A 21120-nucleotide genomic window follows, 5' to 3' on the forward strand; every position below is an offset into this window, starting at 1 on the left:
TTGGAATAAATGATCGAATACTTGAACTCTTTCACATTCTCCGCGCGTGATATACTGCGGCTCTGCCATTCAGACTGTGACAAACATGCTTAGCCCATCAACCAAAAAAGACATCCGCTCCAGCTACGAGAATTTGAGAGCCCAGCTACAGAATTTTATTCCAAGAAAAGCGCAAAACTACCTCGTTGCTGAAATTGCAAAAACACTCGCAGGGGAATACAACCCCAAAAGACGTATTCTGGTGGCGGAAGCGGGAACGGGTATCGGTAAGTCAATGGCTTACCTGATGGGATCCATTTGTTACGCCCTCAACAACAATAAAAAGGTGGTGGTTTCCACGGCCACAGTCGCTCTGCAAGAACAGCTAATAGAAAAAGATCTGCCGCTTTTTCGCCGAGTGGTTTCCAGGGAGTTTAGCTTTGTACTGGCAAAAGGCCGTCAGCGCTATTGTTGTGGGGAGAAACTCGCAGCCGCTGCCAGTGCTGAAGGACATGGGCAGCAAGCCTTGTTTACAGAAAAACCCAAAAAGACAGATATCGACATGGTCAACACCATGTATAGCGCCTATTCCCGCGGAAAATGGAACGGCGACAGGGACGCTTGGCCGAAAAGTATTCCTGATCACCTCTGGCAAACTATTGTGTCCGATAAGCACACCTGTCACTCAGGGTTGGCCGCCCACCGCAACTGCCCATTCGCAAAGGCCCGCGAACATCTGGACAAAGCCGATGTTGTTGTTGCTAATCACAGTTTATTGATGGCGGATTTAGAACTTGGTGGGGGGGTAATCCTGCCTGAGCCAGAGCATGCTCTTTATATGATCGACGAAGCGCACCACTTGCCCACTGTCGCTCGAGATTTCTCTGCCGCATCTGCAAGCTTGGTTGGCGCTGCATCCTGGCTGGAAAAACTCAACCAAAGCGCATCCAAGATTGCCAATGGCGGCGACATCAAACGCAGTGGCCGCTTTTTAGATGCCTTGCAATCAGGAATCCAAGTGCTTATTCCCGGGCTTCGAGGCATCCGGCACATGCTGATTGGTTTCCCTCTTAATAATGACGGCGTCTATCGTTTTACCGATGGTGAATTGCCAGAAGCTTTGCATCTTGAGTCTAAAGAAATGCAAAAAGCCGCAAAAAAAGCTAATCAGTCGCTCGCAAAACTCCACGACCTTATCTCAGAGCGTTTAAAAGACGGTGAACTTGCTTCAAGGCTTGCGGACCCTCTTCTTGCCGAATCCGCCTTTTTCTTGCAGCGCTTAGAGAATCTCGAAAAGGTGTGGACGCTGATGGCGCAACCTAATTCAGACAAAGGAGCGCCACTGGCGAGGTGGATTCAAAAATGTCCCGAGCGAGAATCTGACCTTATTGTTCATGTATCACCGTTGGAAATCGGTTGGCGACTGGACCAACTGCTTTGGTCTCGCGCTGCAGGAGTGTGTCTTCTTTCAGCCACCTTACGTGCTCTAAACTCATTCACATACTTTTGTCGACAGGTGGGATTGGACGAAAACGATGGCACACGGTTTCTTGCGCTGCCCTCCCCGTTCAATTATCAGGAAAACGCGCGCCTGGTCATCCCAGCTATGCCTTGCGAACCGCAGGACGAGAAGTTTACCAGCTACCTTCCCGATATATTGATGGAATACCTCGAAGCTGAAACTGCCAGCTTGGTACTTTTTTCCTCTTACTGGCAGATGAATCAGGTCGCTGAAAAGATGCGTGCCGATATCAAAAAACTTGGCTGGCACCTTCATGTGCAGGGAGAAGCATCACGCACCTCTATATTGGATGCGCACCGCAAATGTTGTGAAAAAGGCCAGGCCAGCATCCTTTTCGGAACAGGCAGTTTTTCTGAAGGTCTCGATTTGCCCGGAGAACAGCTGACCAACCTTATCATCACCAAAATTCCGTTTGCGGTACCCACCTCTCCGGTGGAAGAAGCTCATGCTGAGTATCTAGAGCGAAAAGGCGGTAATGCATTCCTCCAGATCTCCGTGCCGGAAGCCAGTAAAAAGCTTGTTCAATCAGCAGGTAGACTGCTGCGCAAAGAACAGGACTCTGGTAGAGTCGTGTTGCTAGACAGACGAGTTGTTACAAGGCGTTATGGAAAAGCCTTGTTGGATTCATTGCCTCCCTTTAAGCGTGTTATCGAACACTAAGAAAAATAAGAATGCTCGAACTTCTAGATCCCAATACCCTCATTATTCTGGGAATGGTCGCACTTGCGGCAGGTTTTATTGATGCTGTTGCCGGTGGAGGTGGCATGTTAATGGTTCCTGCCTTGCTTTCCATTGGCTTACCGCCGCATATCGCATTAGGCACCAATAAGCTGTCAGCAACGTTTGCCTCCTCGACGGCTGCATTTACCTATTACCGGAAAAAGCTGTTTTCGCCCTCATTTTGGATTCATGCCTTTCTCGCCACTTTCATTGGCGCAATTTTGGGTACTTTAGTCGTGGACTATATTTCCACCGAGTGGCTCGAAAAAGCCCTGCCGCTAGTGGTGCTGGCAACCGCCGCCTACACCATCTGGCATCGCCAACCAAAAGCAGAGAATCACAATCTGCCGAAGGATGAGCCTCACCTAAAAGAAAAGCAGTGGGCTCAAGGGCTCACCTTAGGATTCTATGATGGGGTTGCAGGGCCGGGAACCGGCGCATTCTGGACTGTGTCTTCGATGTCGATGTATAAAATGAATATTCTGCTTTCGTCAGGTTTGGCCAAAGCGATGAATTTCGTCAGCAACATTACATCACTCGTTACCTTTATCATTTTGGGTCATGTGAACTGGGCGCTTGGGCTGACTATGGGTGTCTGCCTGATGGTAGGTGCTTACATCGGCGCACATTCTGCTATTAAGTTTGGCGCTAAGTTTATCCGTCCTGTGTTTGTTACTGTGGTTGTGGTTCTATCCGTTAAACTGGCCATCGACGCTTGGCTTTAAGCCCAATAGGTATTAAGAGCTATGGATTTATCATCCCTCAGAACCGAGCTTCAAACGCTGGCAAACCGCGCAGCGGAGATTGACCGAAAGCGCGGCGAAAGTGCAAAGCCGCTGTTCGATGAACGCCTGTTTTCTTGTCTCGCTAAGCTGCTTACACCTTGTGTGTCGGAAGCAAAAAGTGTCGTTGATACCATCGAACGGGAGCAGGCAAGCGGACGCCTTTCAGCGATGCGTGCCGAGCACCTATGCGAAAAACTGGTAAATCAAATCGGTGCGCTTCAGCGTGAAATGGCTACATTGGCTATACGACAGCAAGAAAAAGCCATGGCTCCGAAAACCGGCGCTTCTATCAGCCAGCTCTACCAGGATCTAGCACAGCATCAGGGATGGGAAAGAAGACTGGAAGATATGGTTCGCGATGCTGAAGCAAAACTGGGGCAATACGCCAGTTTTCCTGAACAGCAGCAAGCCCAGAAGCAGTTGCTCGCACTTGAAAAGCGCCTATCACGCTGTCGTGAGGCCAGACAAAAAATCGAATCCCGTATTTCTTTCCGTGAGCGTAAAGGCTGAAGTTTTCATGCTGCCTATTGTTTACCATCCGATCTATTCTGACTTTCCATTGCCTGAAGGTCACAGGTATCCGCTACAAAAATACCGGCTGCTCAAAGAGCACATTGATAAGTTGGGCTGGCCAGTTAAGGCCTTCCAACCAACGCCACTCGATAGCGAGCACCTCAAGCGCTTCCATGATGAAGACTATGTTGATGCTTTGGTGAGCGGCTCTTTATCTCTGGTAAAAATGCGCAGAATTGGCTTCCCCTGGAGTGAAGCACTGATACAACGTAGCCTCACATCACTGGGAGGAACCACTCTCACCGTCGATAAAGCGATAGAGCACGGTGTCGCTGTCCACCTTACTGGTGGATACCATCACTCGCATAAAGACTTTGGCAGTGGCTTTTGCCTATTCAATGATTTGATTCTCGCAGCCGACCACGCACTTTCCTATCCGAATATAAACAAAGTACTTATCGTCGATTGCGATGTTCATCATGGCGATGGCACGGCGACACTCGCTCAAGAGAAGGAAGACATCATTACCCTTTCGGTGCACTGTGACAAAAACTTCCCATCACGAAAGCCAGACTCGGACATTGATATCCCGATGCCTATTGGCGTTGAGTCAGATGCCTACCTTTCTGAGTTCGTGCCTGTGCTAACCCTTGCTATCGCACAACACCAGCCCGACATGGTGATATATGATGCGGGCGTTGATATTCATGTAGATGATGAACTTGGCTATATGAATGTTTGCCAACACGGCATCGCTGAGAGAGATAAAGCCGTCATGGAAGCTTGTCACCAACACGGCGTTCCTATCGCCGCGGTTATCGGCGGCGGATATCGTACAGAACAGAGCGCTTTGGTTCCGCTTCATGCCGAATTGATAAAAGCAGCATTCAATATCTATTTCCCAAATTGGAGTAAAGAATCATGAGTCAATCAGGACTAGACAATGCCCTGATGAAATCAAACTTGCTGTTGATTTAATCTACCTTTGGAAAGCAATGAGGTCGATCCTGAGACAGCATTAAAAGCACTGGAGATCGTCAGATCGGACCTTGAACAAAAAGTGTCGAAAGCAAACGATTAACTCTCAGTAACGTCTTCTAACTCCCTCGATTGAGTGGCCAGATTCCCCCTTCGTAAATGTTAATGTTGATAGTAAATAATGTTGTAAAAACATCCTTCCATTAAACTATTTGCCTAACATTTAATCTTTTAGTGAAATTTACAGATGCCAGAAGATCAAATTTGGAGTATTATCCCGCCGCTTTATTTGCTTATCTTGACGTCAAGTGAGCAAAAAACGGCCACAGATCATGCTCAAATGGATTTGTAAGTAGCGCAATCGAAGCGCAAGTCTGCTGGCTGGAATCTCTGCACGGAAGCGTCGCCAGGACAAGTTATTTGTCCGGGGCAGAGAGCTGAAAAGGAAGTTTCAGATCCCTTGTCTCCTCCTTCTCACTCAACTGCCACTCTAAATTTGACGACAGTAGAGTTTGTATATGACGGAACTAAAAGAACTATTCGTTTCCTTTATCGACGCCGGGAATGGCTTGTTGTGGGGAAGCGTGCTTATTTACCTTTTGATCGGCGCTGGTCTTTACTTCACTTTCCGCACCGGTTTCCTCCAATTCCGCTCTTTCGGGCACATGTTTGAGCTCATCAAAGGTAGCCGTGAAGGCGCCGATGGTGGTATCTCATCATTCCAGGCATTCAGCACCAGTCTCGCAGCCCGCGTAGGTACAGGTAACATGGCAGGTGTTGCCGTGGCTATTTACCTTGGTGGCCCTGGCGCAGTTTTCTGGATGTGGATTACTGCATTGGTCGGTATGTCTACCAGCTTTGTGGAATCTACACTGGCACAGGCGTATAAAATCAATCACAAAGACAACACCTTCCGCGGTGGTCCAGCCTACTACATTGAGAAGGGTTTGGGTCAGCGCTGGTTGGGCATCGCCTTTGCTATCTGTTTGATCATCGCGTTTGGTCTGGCATTCAACGGCGTTCAGTCAAACTCTATCGCCGCGGCGATGAACACCGCTTTCGGCACTGATAACACTTGGGTAGGTGTGATTCTAGCGCTGGCAACGGCACCTATCATCTTTGGTGGTATGCGTTCTGTCGCCAAAGTGGCCGAGCTGATTGTTCCATTTATGGCGATTGGTTACCTGGTTGTGGCCTTCTACGTTATCGGTATCAACATCACGCTGCTTCCAGACGTTTTCGGCACCATCATCGGCAGTGCGCTTGGTTTTGAACAAGCAGCAGGCGGTGCAATTGGTGCAGCCATGATGCAAGGTATCAAACGCGGCCTGTTCTCGAACGAAGCAGGTATGGGCTCTGCGCCTAACGCGGCGGCAACAGCGACCACCCGCCCTAACCACCCAGTGGCGCAAGGCTATGTGCAAATGTTGGGCGTGTTTATCGATACCATCGTTATCTGTACCGCGACCGCATCTATCATCCTGCTATCAGGTATGCTGGACACTGACAGCGGCGTCACCGGTATTGCGCTGACTCAAGCGGCTCTGGTTGAAGAAGTGGGAGCTTGGGGTGCAGGCTTTATTGCTATCGCCATTCTGCTGTTTGCATTCACCTCGCTGATTGCCAACTACTCATACGGTGAATCAAACATTGAGTACATCTTCAAAAGCAAAAAGGCCATCAATGTCTACCGTGTTGCTGTTCTGGCAATGGTAGTGATCGGTGCTGTTGTTGACTTACCGACGGTTTGGGCATTTGCCGACCTGTCTATGGGTATGATGGCCCTCATCAACCTTGTGGCAATTCTTGCGCTGTCTGGCATCGTATTTGCGCTGCTTAAAGACTATGAAACCCAGCGTAAAGAAGGCAAAAAGCCGACGTTCGATCGCACCAAGTTCCCGAAGCTGGACAAGCAGATCGACAAAGACGTTTGGTAATCTAATACCTAACGTCAACAGACCCCAAAAAACACAACATCAAAAAAGGGAGCCGATGGGCTCCCTTTCCTTTTCTTTTCAGTTCCATTCCGGTTTATTCAGGGTGTGACCTTAAAATGCGCAGCGCTTCTTTTGCATGCTCAACCGCATCTCGACCAATCGAAGTTAAGTAACCACCGTCTTTTGCTGTGATCAGCTTTTTGTCATAAAGGCGTTCTGTTGCAGCCACAAGATCAGGATCCGCATCACTGTGAACCTTGATACCCATGAGATCAGAAGAACGAGAAAACTTCACCAGGACGTTCATTTCGTCGACCAGTTCAGACGTAAATGGCATAGCGCCTCCAACATTTATCCGTGTTTCGTTACCCTTGAATATAGTTGGTCGTGCCACATAGAATTTGTGCCGAGATCAAGAACTGATCGATAAGCACAATCAAGCAGCTACAAATAGACAGAAGTTTGAATCACGCCACATCCTGAGCACGTTTTCGACCTAAGAAACTGACTTCGTTACCGGATTCTGGTGCTAAAGGAACCATTCTAGACAAAGTCAGTGACCCCAAAGCAAGGCCGGTACCGACTAAAAAGACCGTTGTTGGTGAGTACAACCACACCACACCCAAAGCAGCAGGAATCACCACTGCCGCAATGTGATTGATGGTAAAACTCACACCCGCCGTGGATGCAATGTCTTCCGGATCGGCAATCTTCTGGAAGTAAGTTTTAATCGCGATCGCCATGGCGAAGAACAGGTGGTCCACAATGTATAACACACCTGCCATCGTTGCACTTTCCACAAAGGCATAGCCGGTAAACACACACGCCAATCCGACATACTCCACGGTCAGGGCGCGTCGCTCGCCCACTCTGCCAATCCAAGCACCAATTTTGGCTGCAAACAGCATGTTGAAGAGGTAGTTGATGATAAACAGCAGACTGACATCACCCACGGAATACCCAAACTTCTCAACCATCATGAAGCCGGCAAAAACAATGAAGATCTGACGACGAGCCCCACTGAGGAAAGTCAGGCCGTAATAAAGCCAATATCTTTTACGAATAATCAGCTTTCGGGTCTGAACGTGTGGGCTTTCAAAGGAAGGAAACATTGCCCAAAGCACAAGCACTGCTATCAAACTGACAAAGCCAAACAGCATATAAACTGTGTTGTAACTGACCGCCATCCATTCCATCAATAGCCAAACGGCAGCATAAGCGACAAGGCTTGCTGCGCCCTTCCAGGCAAGAATCTGCCCCATAAAGTGCGCGCTTTTATCTTTATCTATCCACTGTAAAGTCAGAGACTGATTAACGGTTTCGAAATAGTGAAAGCCAATCGACATCACAACCGTGGTCAAATACAGCCCCCATACCGTTGGAAACCAACCTGTCACCGCAACACCGAGACACATCACAGCCAGAAACACCAAGGCAAAGCGCTGCTCTTTGATAAACAACAAGAGATAAATCGCCGTAAACGCCAGGAAGCCAGGGACTTCACGCAAACTTTGCAGCATGCCGATCTCTTTACCGGTAAACGCGGCTTTTTCTACCACAAAGTTGTTGAGTAATACGTTCCAGACAGAAAACGCCATGGCCATGATAAAAGCCATCGCGATAAGAAGATGGGCGGGAGTTCTATAGCGTTCCACGTTGTTGTTTCTCGATATTTATTTGAAGTTGTTTCCGCCAATGTAACTGCGAATCAATAAATAAGCTAACGGGAATCATTGAAGTCATTGTTCAAAAATCATGAACAAAAAAAGAGCAGCCACTTGGGCTGCTCTTGATTAGGGGGAATGTTTGCGAATACTTTACGCTTGAATGCCAACGATCAACCAAGGTGCGTTTGGTTGTGTCATATCACGCTCTAGGTGCCAGATATCAGTAATGTCCTCTTCAACACCTTCCTTACGGTCAGTGTAGCGGCCGCTGAACTGCAGGCTCAGTTGAGCAAGTTTGCCGTCGTAATCAGCACGGACGATTTCCGCATCGACATACATGACTTCTGTGTGCTGCTCGCCTTCCAGCTTACGGCGCTCTTCAGCCAGATCGTTATATAGCTCAGGCGTCACGTATTCCTGAATAGTTTCAAGCTGGTTGTGGTTCCATGCACCTTGCAGAATGCGGTAATGCTCACGCGCACCGTTTACAAATCCAGCCATATCGAAATTCGGCGGGAAGTTAAACGGTACATCGTTATTTACTGCACCAAAACCACCCGTCGAAGATGTCGCCGCTGACTCACGGAACTGAGGCTGTTGTTGCTCGTGGTAGTAACCTTTGTTTTGCGGCTCTTGGCCACCAGCGTAAGCTTGTTGATGCGGTCGGTTCATCGAACCGTTCTTCGCCGCCATCAGGCTCTTGAAGATCTTAAACAGTACGAATGCGATCAGTGCGATAATCAGGAAATCCATGATTTGGAAGCCTTCAAATGCCCCTCCCATCATGGCTGCGATCAGACCACCAGCTAGCAGTCCACCCAGCAAACCACCCATCAAGCCTTTCTTAGAGGACGACTTCGCTGCAGCCGCAGGATCGTTTTGCTTATTGATGGAATTAGTATTGGTAGGTTGTGATTTTGGCGCTGGTGCCGTCTTAAAGCTTTTACCGAAAGACTTACCGCCACCGAACTTCTTCGCCTCAGCGTGTGGTGCAGATACCACCATCACGAACATCAGCGCGAATAGAGTAAAAAAGCGTTTCATTGCAAACCTTTTGTTTCAATGTCAAATAACGCAACAAGCGTAAGGTACTTTCATGCTATGTCAGCGGCACGGAAAGTCAAACCCTGTTGCGGGCGAATATGTTACCAATCGTTTAAATTTTCCCTAAATGGCTATACGTAACTGCGAGCAAGATTTCTCCTTTTGGCGACTTTTTAATAAAAATGCGGTAAACCGTTGAGGAGATAGCGCTCTTAATGGAACGACTACCTTACAATGCAGTCCATATTCACAGAGAGAAAACAAATAAAGGTTGATGCGATGAACGATACACACAGTAAAACCGTTGGGTACATTTTATGGATCTTCGGTTTTCTCGGTGCACACCGTTTTTATTACGGTAAGCCTGTGACAGGAACCATCTGGCTCTTCACGCTCGGGCTATTGGGTATTGGCTGGTTAATTGACCTGTTTCTGATCCCGTCAATGGATCGCGAAGCAGACCTTCGTTTTAACAGTGGACAAGTCGATTACTCGGTCGCTTGGATATTGCTGACCTTCCTAGGCATCTTCGGTATTCACCGTATGTATATGGGCAAATGGGTGACTGGCATCATTTATCTGTTTACTGGTGGCTTCTTCATCGTTGGTGTGATTTATGATTTTTGGACACTGAACGATCAGGTTTCGATTAAAAACGCAGAACGTTTCAGCTAAGCTTTTGCTTCCAAAGCCTCTCAGTTGTTGGCATTTAGCTAAACTGAGAGGCACATAACTTGCCCTTTCCCGACCCCACTCCTAAAATATCGAACATTGTTCACTATTTGCAGCAGAAGTAATGGCACGCAGGAACGACCACAGCCGCGAAGAGCTGGTAGAAATGACGCTTAACTGCGTTGAAAAGTATTTAGACACCCAGCCTTACCACGCCCTGAGCTTGCGAAAAATCGCCGCTGAGATCGGGTATGTCCCAAGCACCTTGGTCAATGTCTTTGGCAGTTATAATATACTGCTACTGCATGTTGTCGCTCGTACGCTGGACGATCTGCGTCATCAGGCACAACAAAAGCTGACCGACACATCAAACTGTCGGGATGCACTGTTCACTCTTGCGCACCTTTACCTCGAGTTCGCATCGAAAAATCCTTACCGTTGGCAGCTGGTGTTTGAGCACAGCATGAAGGGTGACAAGCTTCCTGATTGGCAAAGTGACCGCATCCAAAGTATGACGGGCATGCTGGAAAGCCTGCTTAAGCGACTTTCTCCCACCAAAAGTGATGAGGAAGTAGTGGAAGCAAGCCGCGTGCTTTGGGCGGGAGTTCACGGCATCACGCTGCTCGCGGTTGACGACAAATTCTTCACCTCAGTGCCTGTCAATGGCGCAGAGCTTATTGATAACCTACTGACAGGCTACCTTAAGAGCTGGATTGACGCTTAAGAGCCGGGAAGGAAAGGATGACAAGCCAAACCGGGCTTCTGAAACAGCGACGTTTCCTGCCATATTTTATCACCCAAGCACTCGGCGCGTTTAACGACAATGTCTACAAAAATGTCTTGTTGATCCTTGTTGCCTTTGCTGGCCCGGGTGTTATCGGGATAAGTACTGATCTTTTCATCAACCTCGCTGCTGGCCTGTTTATTCTCCCCTTTTTTCTGTTCTCTGCTTTTGCCGGAGAGCTCGCGGATAAGTTCGAGAAATCCCAATTTATCCGCGGCGTGAAGTTACTGGAAATTGGCATTATGAGCCTCGCTGCCATTGCCTTCATCTACGAAAGCTACATGGCACTTTTAGTTCTTCTTTTCTTGATGGGTACGCAGTCTGCATTCTTTGGCCCTGTGAAATACGCCTTACTGCCTCAAACCCTCAAACCACAGGAACTGGTTTCGGGTAATGCTTTGGTTGAAACGGGTACATTTCTTGCGATTTTGCTTGGCACCATGGTGGCCGGGGTTATCGCAAATATGGATGGAGCGCGAGATATTGCTGCTATCTCTGTAGTGGTGTTTGCAGTGCTCGGTTATTTGAGCGCCCGTTCTATTCCTGAGGTAGCTGCCGGAAACCCTTCTCTCAAAATCCGTTTCTCTCCTATCCGGCAGATGAAAACCACGCTGGCGATTGCACGAAAAGACAAAGTGGTGCTGCAGTCGATTCTCGGGATCAGTTGGTTTTGGTTTCTCGGTGCCAGCTATCTCACGCAATTCCCCAATTACGCCAAGCTTCACCTTGGCGGTAATGAAGCGACCGTTTCGTTTCTACTGACACTATTCTCCGTCGGCATTGCTGTTGGCTCTTTGCTTTGTGACAAGCTTTCAGGCCATCGTATTGAACCAGGCATTGTGCCAATTGGTGCACTGGGATTGACTATTTTCGGCATTCACCTGATGTTCTCGACACCTGCGATGCCTTCAACTGCGGCAAGCTTTGTAGAATTTATTGCCGACCCGTCTCTGTGGTGGGTATTTGTCGATTTACTCTTGATCGGCATCTTCGGAGGGATTTTCATTGTTCCTCTGTATTCCATGATGCAGGCACGTTCAGAAGATAGTGAGCGCTCACAGGTCATTGCCGCCAACAACATTTATAACGCTCTGTTTATGGTGACCAGCGCCATTCTCGCCATGATTCTTCTGGGTGCTGTGGGCATCAGCATCCCTGAATTTTTCCTGGTACTCGCCCTGCTGAATCTTGTTGTCACCCTCTATGTCGGCAAGCAGGTACCACTGTTCGCTTTACGCTTTGTTATTTGGTTTTTAAGCCACAGCTTCTATCGCGTGACCCACAAGAATCTCCAGAACATTCCAAAGGAAGGCGGCGCATTGCTGGTATGTAACCATGTCAGCTATGTCGATGCCTTGATTCTGGCAGGCGCTTGTCCGCGCCCCATTCGTTTTGTGATGGACGAAGATTACTACCACCTGCCCGTGCTGAATTATTTCTTCCGAGCCAGCCGCGTCATTCCTATCAAGCTCACCAGTGGCTCCATACGCTGCGCACTCAAGGAAGTCAAAAAGCAACTGAATGACGGCGAGATAGTGTGTATTTTCCCGGAAGGCCAGCTCACGTCAGATGGTGACATGCAGCCCTTCAAACGTGGCATAGACCTAATTCTGAAACAATCACCAGTTCCTGTGATACCTATGGCGTTGAAAGGTTTATGGGGAAGTTATTTCAGCCGAGAAGGTGGTCGCGCCCTCCTGAAATTTCCCAAGCGGTTTTGGTCGAAAGTGGAAGTCGAGGCGGGGAATCCGGTTCAGCCAGAAGATGCAAGATGCGACCGATTGTTTAGTGATGTGAAAACGTTAAGAGGCGATTATCGTTGAGCCAGCTTTTCGTTAGCCAGCCAATCAGCTAACGCGCGGCGGGAGATTTTTATCCCGCCATCCAGCAAATGCTTCGGTATCGAGTATGCGGCTTTAGGCACCTGATGTGGCGGCAGCAACGACTTTGCGTAAGCAAGAAAATTACCTTGATTAACATTGCCCATCACCAACGCAACAGGAACCTGTCCCCACTTGGCATCCACTACGGGCAAAATAAACAATTGCTCAATCCCTTCAAAGCCTGAAAGCACCCTTTCAATACTCTCGGGCTGCACATTCTCCCCGCCACAGATAAACATGTTATCCAAGCGACCAAGAATCTGAAGCTCGCCATCTACCCATTCACCTTTATCTTTAGTCGCAAACCATCCGTCCGAAAAAGGCTCCAACTTTCCGCCAATCAGGTAACCCGATGAAAGCGTGTCTCCTTTCACCATGATTTCACCAAGGCTGGAAAGCATAAGTTCACGATGCGGAAGCGGGCGACCTACCGAGAAAAGTCCATTCGCCCGTTTTGCCGTGATGGTCGATGCCATTTCTGTCATCCCATAACCACACCAACAGCCAATACCTTTTGCTTCTGCTTCATCCACCAGCGCTTGAGGGATAAATGCACCGCCCAAAAGTACGGATGTCAACGAAGCAGGACGCTCTCCTTGCAGCAATCGCTGCAATTGCGTCGGTACCAAGGAAGCGTGAGTCACACCTTCTAAAGCTGAGCGCAACGCATCACCTTTGGTGTCTGCAATCTTCAGAGTCGCTCCACGTTGTAACCACCGCCAGATAATAGCAAGACCAGAAACATGGAATAACGGCAGGGAAAGAAGCCAACAATCACTTTCACCAAACGGCATCAGTGAAAACAATCCGCTGGCACTCGCTAAATGGGCTTTGGCATTGTGAGTAACCGCTTTGGGTGTCCCCGTCGAGCCGGAAGTCAGCACAAGGGTTAGGATATCCTGGGTGTCAAATGGCACCAGTTCCGACTGTTGCGACTCAGTAGAAGGAAAATCGGTATGCGGATCGATAACCATCTCAATCCCCGCTTTATCGAGCACTTCTTTCTGATGTGCTTGAGAGAAAGCCGGATTGATCAGCAGCGTTTTCAAGCCTTGTTGCCAGGCAGCAAGGATAACCAAAAGGGTTTGGTAATCATTTTGCGAGAGGATGGCTACGTAGCGACTCTTAGGCTTAGGTAATGTTGGGATATTGCCAATATCTGAAACAAGGCGCTGCCAGCTAATAGCTTCGCCTTCCAGAAATAAAGCTGTATGTCGAGGTTTAACCTGACCCCAGTAAAGCCAGGGCCAAGTGTCGAAGTTTATTGGTGCGCCTGCCATACCACTTCACAGTCAGTCAGTGTTTTCAGTGGTAACTCACAGTTTGGCCACGCTTGCTCTAGCTGCTCACCAAACAATGAGACCGTATCAAGCCCAGGTACGGTTTCCGGCGTTAGCCAGTGGGCGATGCGCGCCAGTGTATTGAGACCCAAGCTGGATTCAATACTGGAGCTGATCACCGCTTCCATGCCCATGGTATGTGCCTGCTCAACCAGTGCTTTCACTGTTTTCAGTGAGCCCACTAAAGTGGGTTTAATCACAATCGCAGACAATCCGGTTTTGCATTCTAGCGAAAAGCTTTCATCGCGCAGGGTTTCATCCCACGCAATGGCAATTCCGGTTTCTTCACTGAATGCGAGGCTTTGCTCTGGCGTCTGACAAGGCTCTTCTAAAAAGGCGATGCGGGAACGGAAAGCGGGATTCACATAATTGGCAAACTGTGTTGCTTTTGCCGGCGTCCACTGGCGGTTGGCATCCAGTCGAAGGCGCAAGTCTGGAAGGATTTCCAGAAACATATTCACCACCATGCCATCGCGAATAGGCTCGTAAAGGCCCACTTTAATTTTCGCGACTTTCTCGCCCGGCAATTCGGCGAGCTTTTCAACCAGCTCATCCGGATCGCCGCTACACAAGGGCGCAGCGAGGAAATTACCTTCAGCCGGGATTTCACCATCAAGCTCTGCCAGTGCAACGGACAAACCAAAAGCGACGGATGGATAGAGCGAGTCCCAATCTATTTCGCGGCCTTCCAGCCACTGCGCTAAACAGAACTCAATCTGAGTTTGTGCTTGCTCGATGGTTTCAGCGCTGAATTCAGGCAAAGGCGCAATTTCGCCTCGGCCAGATTTCTCACCATCTTTAAGTTCGACAATCAAGCCATCTCGCTGCGCCAGACGGGTGTGACGCAAAATCACACCACTGTCCATCGGCAACGAATAACGGTAAAGCGTTGCGTGCTTCATCTTCCCGCCCTGTTATGGGTTACGTGGGAATTTGTCGAAGTCTGGGCGACGTTTTTCATTGAAAGCGTTGCGGCCTTCCTGACCTTCTTCGGTCATGTAGAACAACATGGTCGCATTACCTGCCAATTCTTGCAGGCCCGCCTGACCATCACAGTCAGCATTCAGTGCCGCTTTCAGGCAGCGCAGCGCCATTGGGCTGTGCTGAAGCACTTCACGACACCAACGCGCAGTTTCACGCTCAAGCTCTGCGTAAGGGACAACGTGGTTAACCAGACCCATATCCACCGCTTCTTGCGCATCGTAGAAACGACATAGGAACCAGATCTCACGGGCTTTTTTCTGACCCACGATACGCGCCATGTAAGATGCGCCCCAACCGCCGTCGAAAGAGCCGACTTTTGGGCCAGTCTGACCAAATTGCGCGTTGTCTGCTGCGATCGTCAAGTCACACATCATGTGAAGCACATGACCACCACCCACAGCGTATCCTGCCACAGAGGCAATCACAGGCTTAGGACAGGTACGGATTTGGCGTTGGAAGTCCAGCACGTTCAAGTGGTGTGTGCCTTCGTCGTCACGGTAACCGCCGTAGTCGCCACGGATCTTCTGGTCACCACCAGAACAGAATGCATGTTCACCCTGACCACGCAGCACGATCACACCCACTTTTTCGTCGTAGCGTGCATCGGCCAGCGCTTTGATCATCTCTTTCACTGTTTGAGGGCGGAATGCATTGCGGACTTCAGGACGGTTGATAGTGATTCGCGCGATACCGTCTTCCGATTTTTCAAAAAGGATATCTTCATAGCCTTCAGAGCAATCATTCCACACCACTGGTGTATACAGTTCCTGTTCGGTTAAACCTGTTGTTCTAGCCATAGTGTTACCATTAAATCATTGAATTAATAAGGTTCAATCAGTTGTCTGACCAACTGGCAAAACAGCTTGGGCTGTTCTGCATGAATGTTGTGGCCGGCGTCTGGGACAACGGAATAAGACAGCCCCGAATGCATCGCCAATGCCAGAAACTTATTGTCCTTCTCGCCACACAGGTAATACACCTTTGCTGGCAACGTTCTAAGCAAATCGCCCAGAAAATCCTGTTGGGATAAGGATGTAGCACGCAGCATACTTGCCACTTTTGTACCGAGGTTATCACTGCGCTTAACGATCAAACTTTGTCTTTGCGCATGATTTAGTGAGGAAAATACAGGTTGTTGGTACCAATCTTGAAGCACATCAACAATGGGCTCACTTTCAAAACGCACCGCCCATTGTTCATCATGTTCACGCCTTGCCGCTCTCTCGGGTTCAGGTAAACCTGGGTGCCCATTTTCGATAATGAGCCCAACAAAAGGCGCGTTGATTACCTTCAGAGAGCTTGAACAGTGAGTGGCGAGATACATCGCAATGCGTGCGCCCAGCGAATAGCCCACCAGCCAAAAAGGTGAAGACAATGTCTCACTGATCGTTGCTATTACTTTGATGCAGGTATCTTCAAAGCCGACCGCTTCGATATGTTGGCTACCACCGTGTCCCGGCAAATCGATAGCCAGGCATAGATACTCTTTGGAAAGCTCATCAATGACAGGTTGCCAATCCCTATGATCGCCAAGCAGACCATGAAGGAAAACAAGGGCAGGTTTGTCTGCCTGCCCTTGGAGGGAATAATTCAATCTTTCAGAGCAGTTCTGCATTGGCAATTTCACCAAACAGCGCTTTAAGTGCCTTGCCGCACTCGCCCGCCCCAACCTTGAGTTCAATCACCGTCGTTCCCGGCGTAGACTGCGCATCGATGCATTGTGCTCGCGCGGTTTCCAGCGATGAAGGGCATACATAATTGAGCCCGAACATCGCAGCTGCATGGGAGAAATCGATGCCATGCGGCATACGATAGAAGGTTTCTTTGTTCTGATCAGGCACCGGTAACATGTCGAAAATACCGCCGCCATCATTGTTAATGATGATCAGCGCAAATGGCTGCGGGTTGTTTGCCAGTAACGCAAGGCTGTTGAGGTCATAAAGTGCGGAAGTGTCGCCCATCAACATCAACATCGGCCGCTGTCTGCTGCGTTGAACACCTGAAGCCGTGGCAATCAGACCATCGATACCCGATGCACCGCGATTGGCAAACACGGCTTTTTCTGGCAGCTGGCTGCACATGTCCAGCAGGCGGATTGCCATGCTGTTTCCAATAAAGAGCTCGCTCTCTTTCGAAAGCCAATGGCTGAAGTCAGCAGCTAAGGAGACTTCTGACAGCGATTCATCAGACGAACCGTTGAAAGCCGCCAATCTCTCAAAATATTGTTGGCTCGCCACAACCAACGCATCAGCCCAATGCGCGTGTTCGTTATCACGGGTGATATCAGACAAAGCCAGCGCCATATCTGCCAGTGGCGCATTGATGCGCAAACCCTTTCTATGACTTGGGTCCAGCCTCCCGGGATGTCTCTCAACCAACCAGTAGTTGCCCTCAAACTGGTTGATAAACAGGCCGAGGCGCTTTGACACCAAACGGCTGCCAAATTGAACGATAACATCGGCTTGCTTTAGCACTTCGAGACAGGAAGGGTTTTGCAGCCAAACATCAAAGCCTGCGAATGCAGAGCCTTGGCTCGCTTGCGGATCACAGAGAATAGGCCAGTGAAGTTTCTGAGCCAGCGCATCAATGGCTTGGCGTTCGCTCACAGAAGCTTTACCCACCACCAACACACCTTTTTCGTGCTGGAACTTAGTCCAATCGCGCAAAGGCTGGCTTAAATCTGCCTGTGAAGGAGTGAAAGACAAGTAAGGCTTATCACTCTTCAGCCAAGTTCGAACTGGCTCAAGGTAGGACGAAGGGTCTTCCATTTCTCCGTATAACGGTTCAGGGAACGGACAGTTGATATGATAGCTCCCGCCCAGCTCTGACTGACGATGCAGCCCCTCTGACACTGTCGACAACAACCAAGCAGGCGAAATGTGTTCTGCGGGTGACGGCAAGAAACTCGTCACTTCTGCATGCTCGCTGAAAATGCCCTGCTGGCTGATTGCCTGATTGGCGCCACATTGAATAAGTTCAGCCGGACGGTCGGCAGTTAGCAGCACCAGCTTTTCACGGGTTAAACGGCTTTCTGCCACAGCGGGCAGCAAATTCGCCACCGCTGTACCGGACGTAACAATCACAGCCACAGGACTGTTAGAAGCTTTCGCCAATCCCAACGCTAAAAAGCCTAAACCACGCTCATCGAAATGGGTATGCAGACGAATAGAGGAGTCAGCGCTTTGAAGTCTTTCCGCTTCCAAAGTCAGCGGTGTTGAGCGCGAGCCCGGTGCAATACAAATGTCTTTCACACCCGCACGTTGCAGCGACATCAAAATCAGTCGCGCCCAGATACGGTTGATGGTTGAAGGCTTCATCCGGCCTTTTTCTCCATATGTTTGTCCGGCGAAGGACCCAGCAGGTTTCTGAGTGTCGCCATTTTCCGGTCGAGCTCTTTCCACTCGCTTTCCGACACTGAACCCGGCACGATACCTGCGCCCGCAAATAGATGCACCTTGTTATCAACAATCAGAGCGCTGCGGATAGCCACGCAGAATTCACTTTGCTCAGGGCTAAGGTAACCCACCGAGCCGCTGTACCAGCCGCGCACAAAGGGCTCATTCTCCACGATAAAATCCACCGCTTTCTCGCGGGGTAAACCTGCCACCGCAGCGGTTGGCTGCAATAAATCCAGCAATGTGGATGAAGGTACGTCAGGGATTAGATTCGCTTCAATATCGCGCTTTAAGTGCTGCACATTACGAAGACGCACTAAATGTGGCGTGATCTCAACATCCAATTGTTCGCTATGCGGATTCAGTCGCTGGGTAATATCATCAACAACCAAACGGTTCTCATAGATGTTCTTGCTGTCATTGAGCAACCAGGTCGCCAGTGAAAGGTCTTCCTCGGCGTCTTTGCCGCGACCTATGGTACCTGCGAGAGCTTCAGTATAGAGTTCGCTGTCATTGCGCCAGAATAAGCGCTCCGGTGTCGAGCCAACAAAACAGTGCTTTTCATCCAGCGCCAGCAGGAAATGGAAGTTGGACTTATTGATCTCGACAGAGGCTTTAAGCAGGCTGGCTGCGGGTAAGGTTCGATCAAGCTCAAGCGTTGTCTTGCGTGCCAGCACCACTTTTTGCAGTTCGGTTGTTTCAATCGCCGACAACGCATCACCAATCATGGTCGACCATTGGTCAAACTCTGGTTGATGCTGGGTTGCCAACACGTCGCAATCCGGGGGGGATAAGCGTTGGGATTGGGTGACTAGCTTAGATAATGCCGCGCGAACTTTTAACAGGTCATCGCAAAGATTCAGCGTGATGTACCACTGGCCTTTTCGGCAGGCCATCTCGATCTGTGGAAGGAAAAAGAAGGACTGAAGACAGCGCTGGTTACGTTCCGTACGCCCATCAAAAGAACGTCCGCCCCAAATGCGCTGACCTTTGACGAGTTGACGCTCAGCCGAGGCAGGATCAGAAAAAGTTTTAACCTGACCAAGTGCCAATACCTGCTCTGTATCGTCTCGGGTTTGCCAATAGAACTTAGGGAATAATGGCTGGGTATTTAGCCAGTCGATAGGATCGGTACGCTCAGGCCATTGGAATGGCAGCGTGATCTGCTTGGGGAGTGGCGACACTGTCGACAGGGATTCAACAAGCCTGGCGATAGCTTGGCTTAAATCGGTCAAACTAACCTCACTTACACTCACAACCTGAAAGGTAATGTCCGATTCCCTGGGAGACCCAAATGCTGCATGGCGTGGCTGCGAAGACTTTCTTTTCTGTGTTTGTCAGAACATCCTGCGATGACGAATGCGCAAAATACCATCACTCCGGTTAATTTCGCATCAAGCTCCGCCAATTTACGACAAACTCGATAAAATTTCCTGTTGGAAAGCCATTCTACAACCTTATTGATTGTGATGAAATCCGAATGTTCTAGAATAATATTCCAACAAATCAGGATTTAATTGCTTATATTTCTTCTTTTCCCCGTTTTTTACTATTCGCTACTTATATATGCCCTTTCGTTAGTGTAATTTACTGGAAACACTTAAAAATAAGCTCAGGAATCATGATGCAAGAAATCGGGATGTCGACGAAGCTGGACAACGTTTGTTATGACATTCGTGGTCCAGTGATGAAAGAGGCAAAGCGCCTCGAAGAAGAAGGCCACAAAATTCTAAAACTGAACATCGGCAACCCAGCCCCATTTGGTTTCGACGCACCGGATGAAATTCTGGTCGACGTGATTCGAAATCTGCCGACCTCTCAGGGTTATTGTGATTCCAAAGGAATTTACTCCGCGCGTAAAGCGGTCGTTCAGCACTACCAAAAGCGCGGCATGTTGGATTTGGATGTTGAAGACGTTTACCTGGGTAATGGTGTCTCTGAGCTGATCGTGATGGCAATGCAGGCATTGCTGAATAGCGGTGACGAACTGTTGGTGCCTTCTCCGGACTATCCACTGTGGACAGCAGCCGTCTCTCTGTCTGGCGGTAAGCCCGTTCATTATATGTGTGATGAAGAATCGGACTGGTACCAGATCTGGATGACATTAAAGCCAAGATCACGCCAAATACCAAAGGTATCGTGCTGATCAACCCAAATAACCCAACGGGCGCGGTTTACAGCCGTGACTTCCTGTTGGAAATTGCGGAAATCGCCCGTCAGAACAACCTGATCATTTTCGCGGACGAAATCTACGACAAGATCCTGTACGACGGTGCCCAACACCATTCTATGGCGCCGCTGGCTCCGGATGTTTTCTGTGTGACCTTCAGTGGCCTGTCGAAATCCTACCGAGTGTGTGGCTTCCGCTCTGGCTGGATGATCCTGTCAGGTCCTCGCCATCTGGCAAAAGGCTATATCGCAGGCTTGGAGATGTTGGCGTCAATGCGTTTGTGTGCAAACGTACCCATGCAGCATGCAATCCAAACCGCGTTGGGTGGTTACCAGAGTATCAATGAACTGATTCTGCCAGGTGGCCGTTTGCTGGAGCAACGAGATAAAGCTTGGGAATTGTTGAACCAGATCCCGGGTATTAGTTGCGTGAAACCAAAAGGCGCGCTGTATCTGTTCCCGAAAATCGACACCAAGAAATACAGCATTCATAACGATGAAAAGATGATGCTCGACTTCTTGCTACAGGAAAAAGTGTTGATGGTGCATGGCACGGGTTTTAACTGGCACAAGCCGGATCACTTCCGTATTGTCACGTTGCCTCGTGTAGATGATTTGGAAATGGCGATTGGTCGCTTCGAACGATTCCTAACGACGTATCGTCAGTAAGATAATAGGTCCTGGGTTCTAGGGTCCTGGGTCCTGGGTCCTGGGTCCTGGTCCTGGGTCCTGGGTCCTGGATCCTCGG

Annotated in this window: 17 protein-coding genes and 2 pseudogenes; 10 read left to right on the forward strand and 9 right to left on the reverse strand. The window is 49.3% G+C overall.

The window, feature by feature from the left end:
• The first annotated feature begins 85 nt into the window (after positions 1-85).
• From dinG to G5S52_RS10645, 6 genes and pseudogenes are all read left to right on the forward strand, one after another.
• Positions 86-2161 carry an ATP-dependent DNA helicase DinG gene (dinG, locus tag G5S52_RS10620; RefSeq protein ID WP_165013398.1) on the forward strand — a complete coding sequence of 692 codons (2076 nt, stop codon included), beginning with the start codon at positions 86-88 and terminating at the stop codon, positions 2159-2161.
• A gap of 11 nt (positions 2162-2172) precedes the next feature.
• Positions 2173-2946: a sulfite exporter TauE/SafE family protein gene (locus G5S52_RS10625; protein ID WP_165013400.1), complete on the forward strand. Its 774-nt coding sequence runs from the start codon at positions 2173-2175 to the stop codon at positions 2944-2946.
• Positions 2947-2967: 21 nt separating this feature from the next.
• Positions 2968-3516, forward strand: a complete 549-nt coding sequence (gene priC / locus G5S52_RS10630; RefSeq protein WP_165013402.1) for a primosomal replication protein PriC — start codon at positions 2968-2970, stop codon at positions 3514-3516.
• 7 nt (positions 3517-3523) lie between these two features.
• A complete protein-coding gene (locus G5S52_RS10635) occupies positions 3524-4444 on the forward strand; it encodes a histone deacetylase family protein (protein WP_165013405.1) in 921 nt (306 codons plus the stop codon).
• Positions 4441-4600 (forward strand): annotated as a pseudogene (gene rsmS / locus G5S52_RS10640) (pleiotropic regulatory protein RsmS). Before G5S52_RS10635 ends, rsmS begins: the two are co-directional and overlap by 4 nt.
• A gap of 415 nt (positions 4601-5015) precedes the next feature.
• Positions 5016-6434, forward strand: a complete 1419-nt coding sequence (locus G5S52_RS10645) for an alanine/glycine:cation symporter family protein (protein ID WP_165013407.1) — start codon at positions 5016-5018, stop codon at positions 6432-6434.
• 94 nt (positions 6435-6528) lie between these two features.
• On the opposite strand, the gene G5S52_RS10650 is transcribed toward G5S52_RS10645, so the two are convergent.
• The 3 genes from G5S52_RS10650 to G5S52_RS10660 form a co-directional block, all read right to left on the reverse strand.
• Complete coding sequence (locus tag G5S52_RS10650) at positions 6529-6771, reverse strand: TIGR02647 family protein (RefSeq protein ID WP_002535529.1); 243 nt, start codon at positions 6769-6771, stop codon at positions 6529-6531.
• A gap of 130 nt (positions 6772-6901) precedes the next feature.
• Positions 6902-8089, reverse strand: a complete 1188-nt coding sequence (locus tag G5S52_RS10655) for an MFS transporter (protein WP_368737467.1) — start codon at positions 8087-8089, stop codon at positions 6902-6904.
• A gap of 162 nt (positions 8090-8251) precedes the next feature.
• Positions 8252-9145 carry a Tim44 domain-containing protein gene (locus G5S52_RS10660; protein WP_165013417.1) on the reverse strand — a complete coding sequence of 298 codons (894 nt, stop codon included), beginning with the start codon at positions 9143-9145 and terminating at the stop codon, positions 8252-8254.
• Between the two features lie 279 nt (positions 9146-9424).
• Here G5S52_RS10660 and G5S52_RS10665 point away from each other — a divergent pair, with 279 nt between their 5' ends.
• The 3 genes from G5S52_RS10665 to G5S52_RS10675 all read left to right on the forward strand — a co-directional run bounded on the left by G5S52_RS10665 (position 9425) and on the right by G5S52_RS10675 (position 12424).
• On the forward strand, positions 9425-9820 hold the full coding sequence (locus G5S52_RS10665) for an NINE protein (protein ID WP_165013419.1): 396 nt from the start codon (positions 9425-9427) through the stop codon (positions 9818-9820).
• Positions 9821-9941: 121 nt separating this feature from the next.
• Entirely contained in the window at positions 9942-10541 is a 600-nt protein-coding gene (locus G5S52_RS10670; protein WP_165013421.1) for a TetR/AcrR family transcriptional regulator, read from the forward strand.
• Between the two features lie 17 nt (positions 10542-10558).
• Entirely contained in the window at positions 10559-12424 is a 1866-nt protein-coding gene (locus tag G5S52_RS10675; RefSeq protein WP_165013423.1) for an MFS transporter, read from the forward strand.
• Here the strand turns inward: G5S52_RS10675 and menE are convergent.
• Genes menE through G5S52_RS10705 form a run of 6 tightly spaced genes read right to left on the reverse strand, consistent with a single transcriptional unit; the run spans position 12415 to position 19438 of the window.
• Positions 12415-13764: an o-succinylbenzoate--CoA ligase gene (menE, locus tag G5S52_RS10680; protein WP_165013425.1), complete on the reverse strand. Its 1350-nt coding sequence runs from the start codon at positions 13762-13764 to the stop codon at positions 12415-12417. The genes G5S52_RS10675 and menE overlap by 10 nt on opposite strands.
• The gene (gene menC, locus G5S52_RS10685) at positions 13746-14726 is read right to left on the reverse strand and encodes an o-succinylbenzoate synthase (protein ID WP_165013427.1); all 981 of its coding nucleotides are present in this window, start codon (positions 14724-14726) and stop codon (positions 13746-13748) included. The genes menE and menC overlap by 19 nt, the downstream gene beginning before the upstream one ends.
• A 12-nt stretch (positions 14727-14738) precedes the next feature.
• Positions 14739-15605 carry a 1,4-dihydroxy-2-naphthoyl-CoA synthase gene (menB, locus tag G5S52_RS10690; protein ID WP_165013429.1) on the reverse strand — a complete coding sequence of 289 codons (867 nt, stop codon included), beginning with the start codon at positions 15603-15605 and terminating at the stop codon, positions 14739-14741.
• A gap of 23 nt (positions 15606-15628) precedes the next feature.
• The gene (gene menH / locus G5S52_RS10695) at positions 15629-16423 is read right to left on the reverse strand and encodes a 2-succinyl-6-hydroxy-2,4-cyclohexadiene-1-carboxylate synthase (protein WP_165013431.1); all 795 of its coding nucleotides are present in this window, start codon (positions 16421-16423) and stop codon (positions 15629-15631) included.
• A complete protein-coding gene (gene menD / locus G5S52_RS10700) occupies positions 16407-18125 on the reverse strand; it encodes a 2-succinyl-5-enolpyruvyl-6-hydroxy-3-cyclohexene-1-carboxylic-acid synthase (protein WP_165013433.1) in 1719 nt (572 codons plus the stop codon). The genes menH and menD overlap by 17 nt, the downstream gene beginning before the upstream one ends.
• Positions 18122-19438 carry an isochorismate synthase gene (locus G5S52_RS10705; RefSeq protein WP_165013435.1) on the reverse strand — a complete coding sequence of 439 codons (1317 nt, stop codon included), beginning with the start codon at positions 19436-19438 and terminating at the stop codon, positions 18122-18124. Before G5S52_RS10705 ends, menD begins: the two co-directional genes overlap by 4 nt.
• Before the next feature lie 389 nt (positions 19439-19827).
• On the opposite strand from G5S52_RS10705, the pseudogene G5S52_RS10710 reads away from it, so the two are divergent.
• Positions 19828-21041 (forward strand): annotated as a pseudogene (locus G5S52_RS10710) (pyridoxal phosphate-dependent aminotransferase).
• Positions 21042-21120 lie beyond the last annotated feature (79 nt).

The organism is Grimontia sedimenti (assembly GCF_011045095.1).
Classification (GTDB): domain Bacteria; phylum Pseudomonadota; class Gammaproteobacteria; order Enterobacterales; family Vibrionaceae; genus Enterovibrio; species Enterovibrio sedimenti.

Coding starts and splice junctions, on each gene's coding strand:
- G5S52_RS10665 (WP_165013419.1), top strand. CDS start 9,425: ATGAACGATACACACAGTAAAACCGTTGGGTACATTTTATGGATCTTC.
- G5S52_RS10635 (WP_165013405.1), top strand. CDS start 3,524: ATGCTGCCTATTGTTTACCATCCGATCTATTCTGACTTTCCATTGCCT.
- priC (WP_165013402.1), top strand. CDS start 2,968: ATGGATTTATCATCCCTCAGAACCGAGCTTCAAACGCTGGCAAACCGC.
- menB (WP_165013429.1), bottom strand. CDS start 15,605: ATGGCTAGAACAACAGGTTTAACCGAACAGGAACTGTATACACCAGTG.
- G5S52_RS10670 (WP_165013421.1), top strand. CDS start 9,942: ATGGCACGCAGGAACGACCACAGCCGCGAAGAGCTGGTAGAAATGACG.
- menC (WP_165013427.1), bottom strand. CDS start 14,726: ATGAAGCACGCAACGCTTTACCGTTATTCGTTGCCGATGGACAGTGGT.
- G5S52_RS10650 (WP_002535529.1), bottom strand. CDS start 6,771: ATGCCATTTACGTCTGAACTGGTCGACGAAATGAACGTCCTGGTGAAG.
- menE (WP_165013425.1), bottom strand. CDS start 13,764: ATGGCAGGCGCACCAATAAACTTCGACACTTGGCCCTGGCTTTACTGG.
- menH (WP_165013431.1), bottom strand. CDS start 16,423: ATGCAGAACTGCTCTGAAAGATTGAATTATTCCCTCCAAGGGCAGGCA.
- menD (WP_165013433.1), bottom strand. CDS start 18,125: ATGAAGCCTTCAACCATCAACCGTATCTGGGCGCGACTGATTTTGATG.
- G5S52_RS10645 (WP_165013407.1), top strand. CDS start 5,016: ATGACGGAACTAAAAGAACTATTCGTTTCCTTTATCGACGCCGGGAAT.
- G5S52_RS10625 (WP_165013400.1), top strand. CDS start 2,173: ATGCTCGAACTTCTAGATCCCAATACCCTCATTATTCTGGGAATGGTC.
- G5S52_RS10675 (WP_165013423.1), top strand. CDS start 10,559: ATGACAAGCCAAACCGGGCTTCTGAAACAGCGACGTTTCCTGCCATAT.
- G5S52_RS10660 (WP_165013417.1), bottom strand. CDS start 9,145: ATGAAACGCTTTTTTACTCTATTCGCGCTGATGTTCGTGATGGTGGTA.
- dinG (WP_165013398.1), top strand. CDS start 86: ATGCTTAGCCCATCAACCAAAAAAGACATCCGCTCCAGCTACGAGAAT.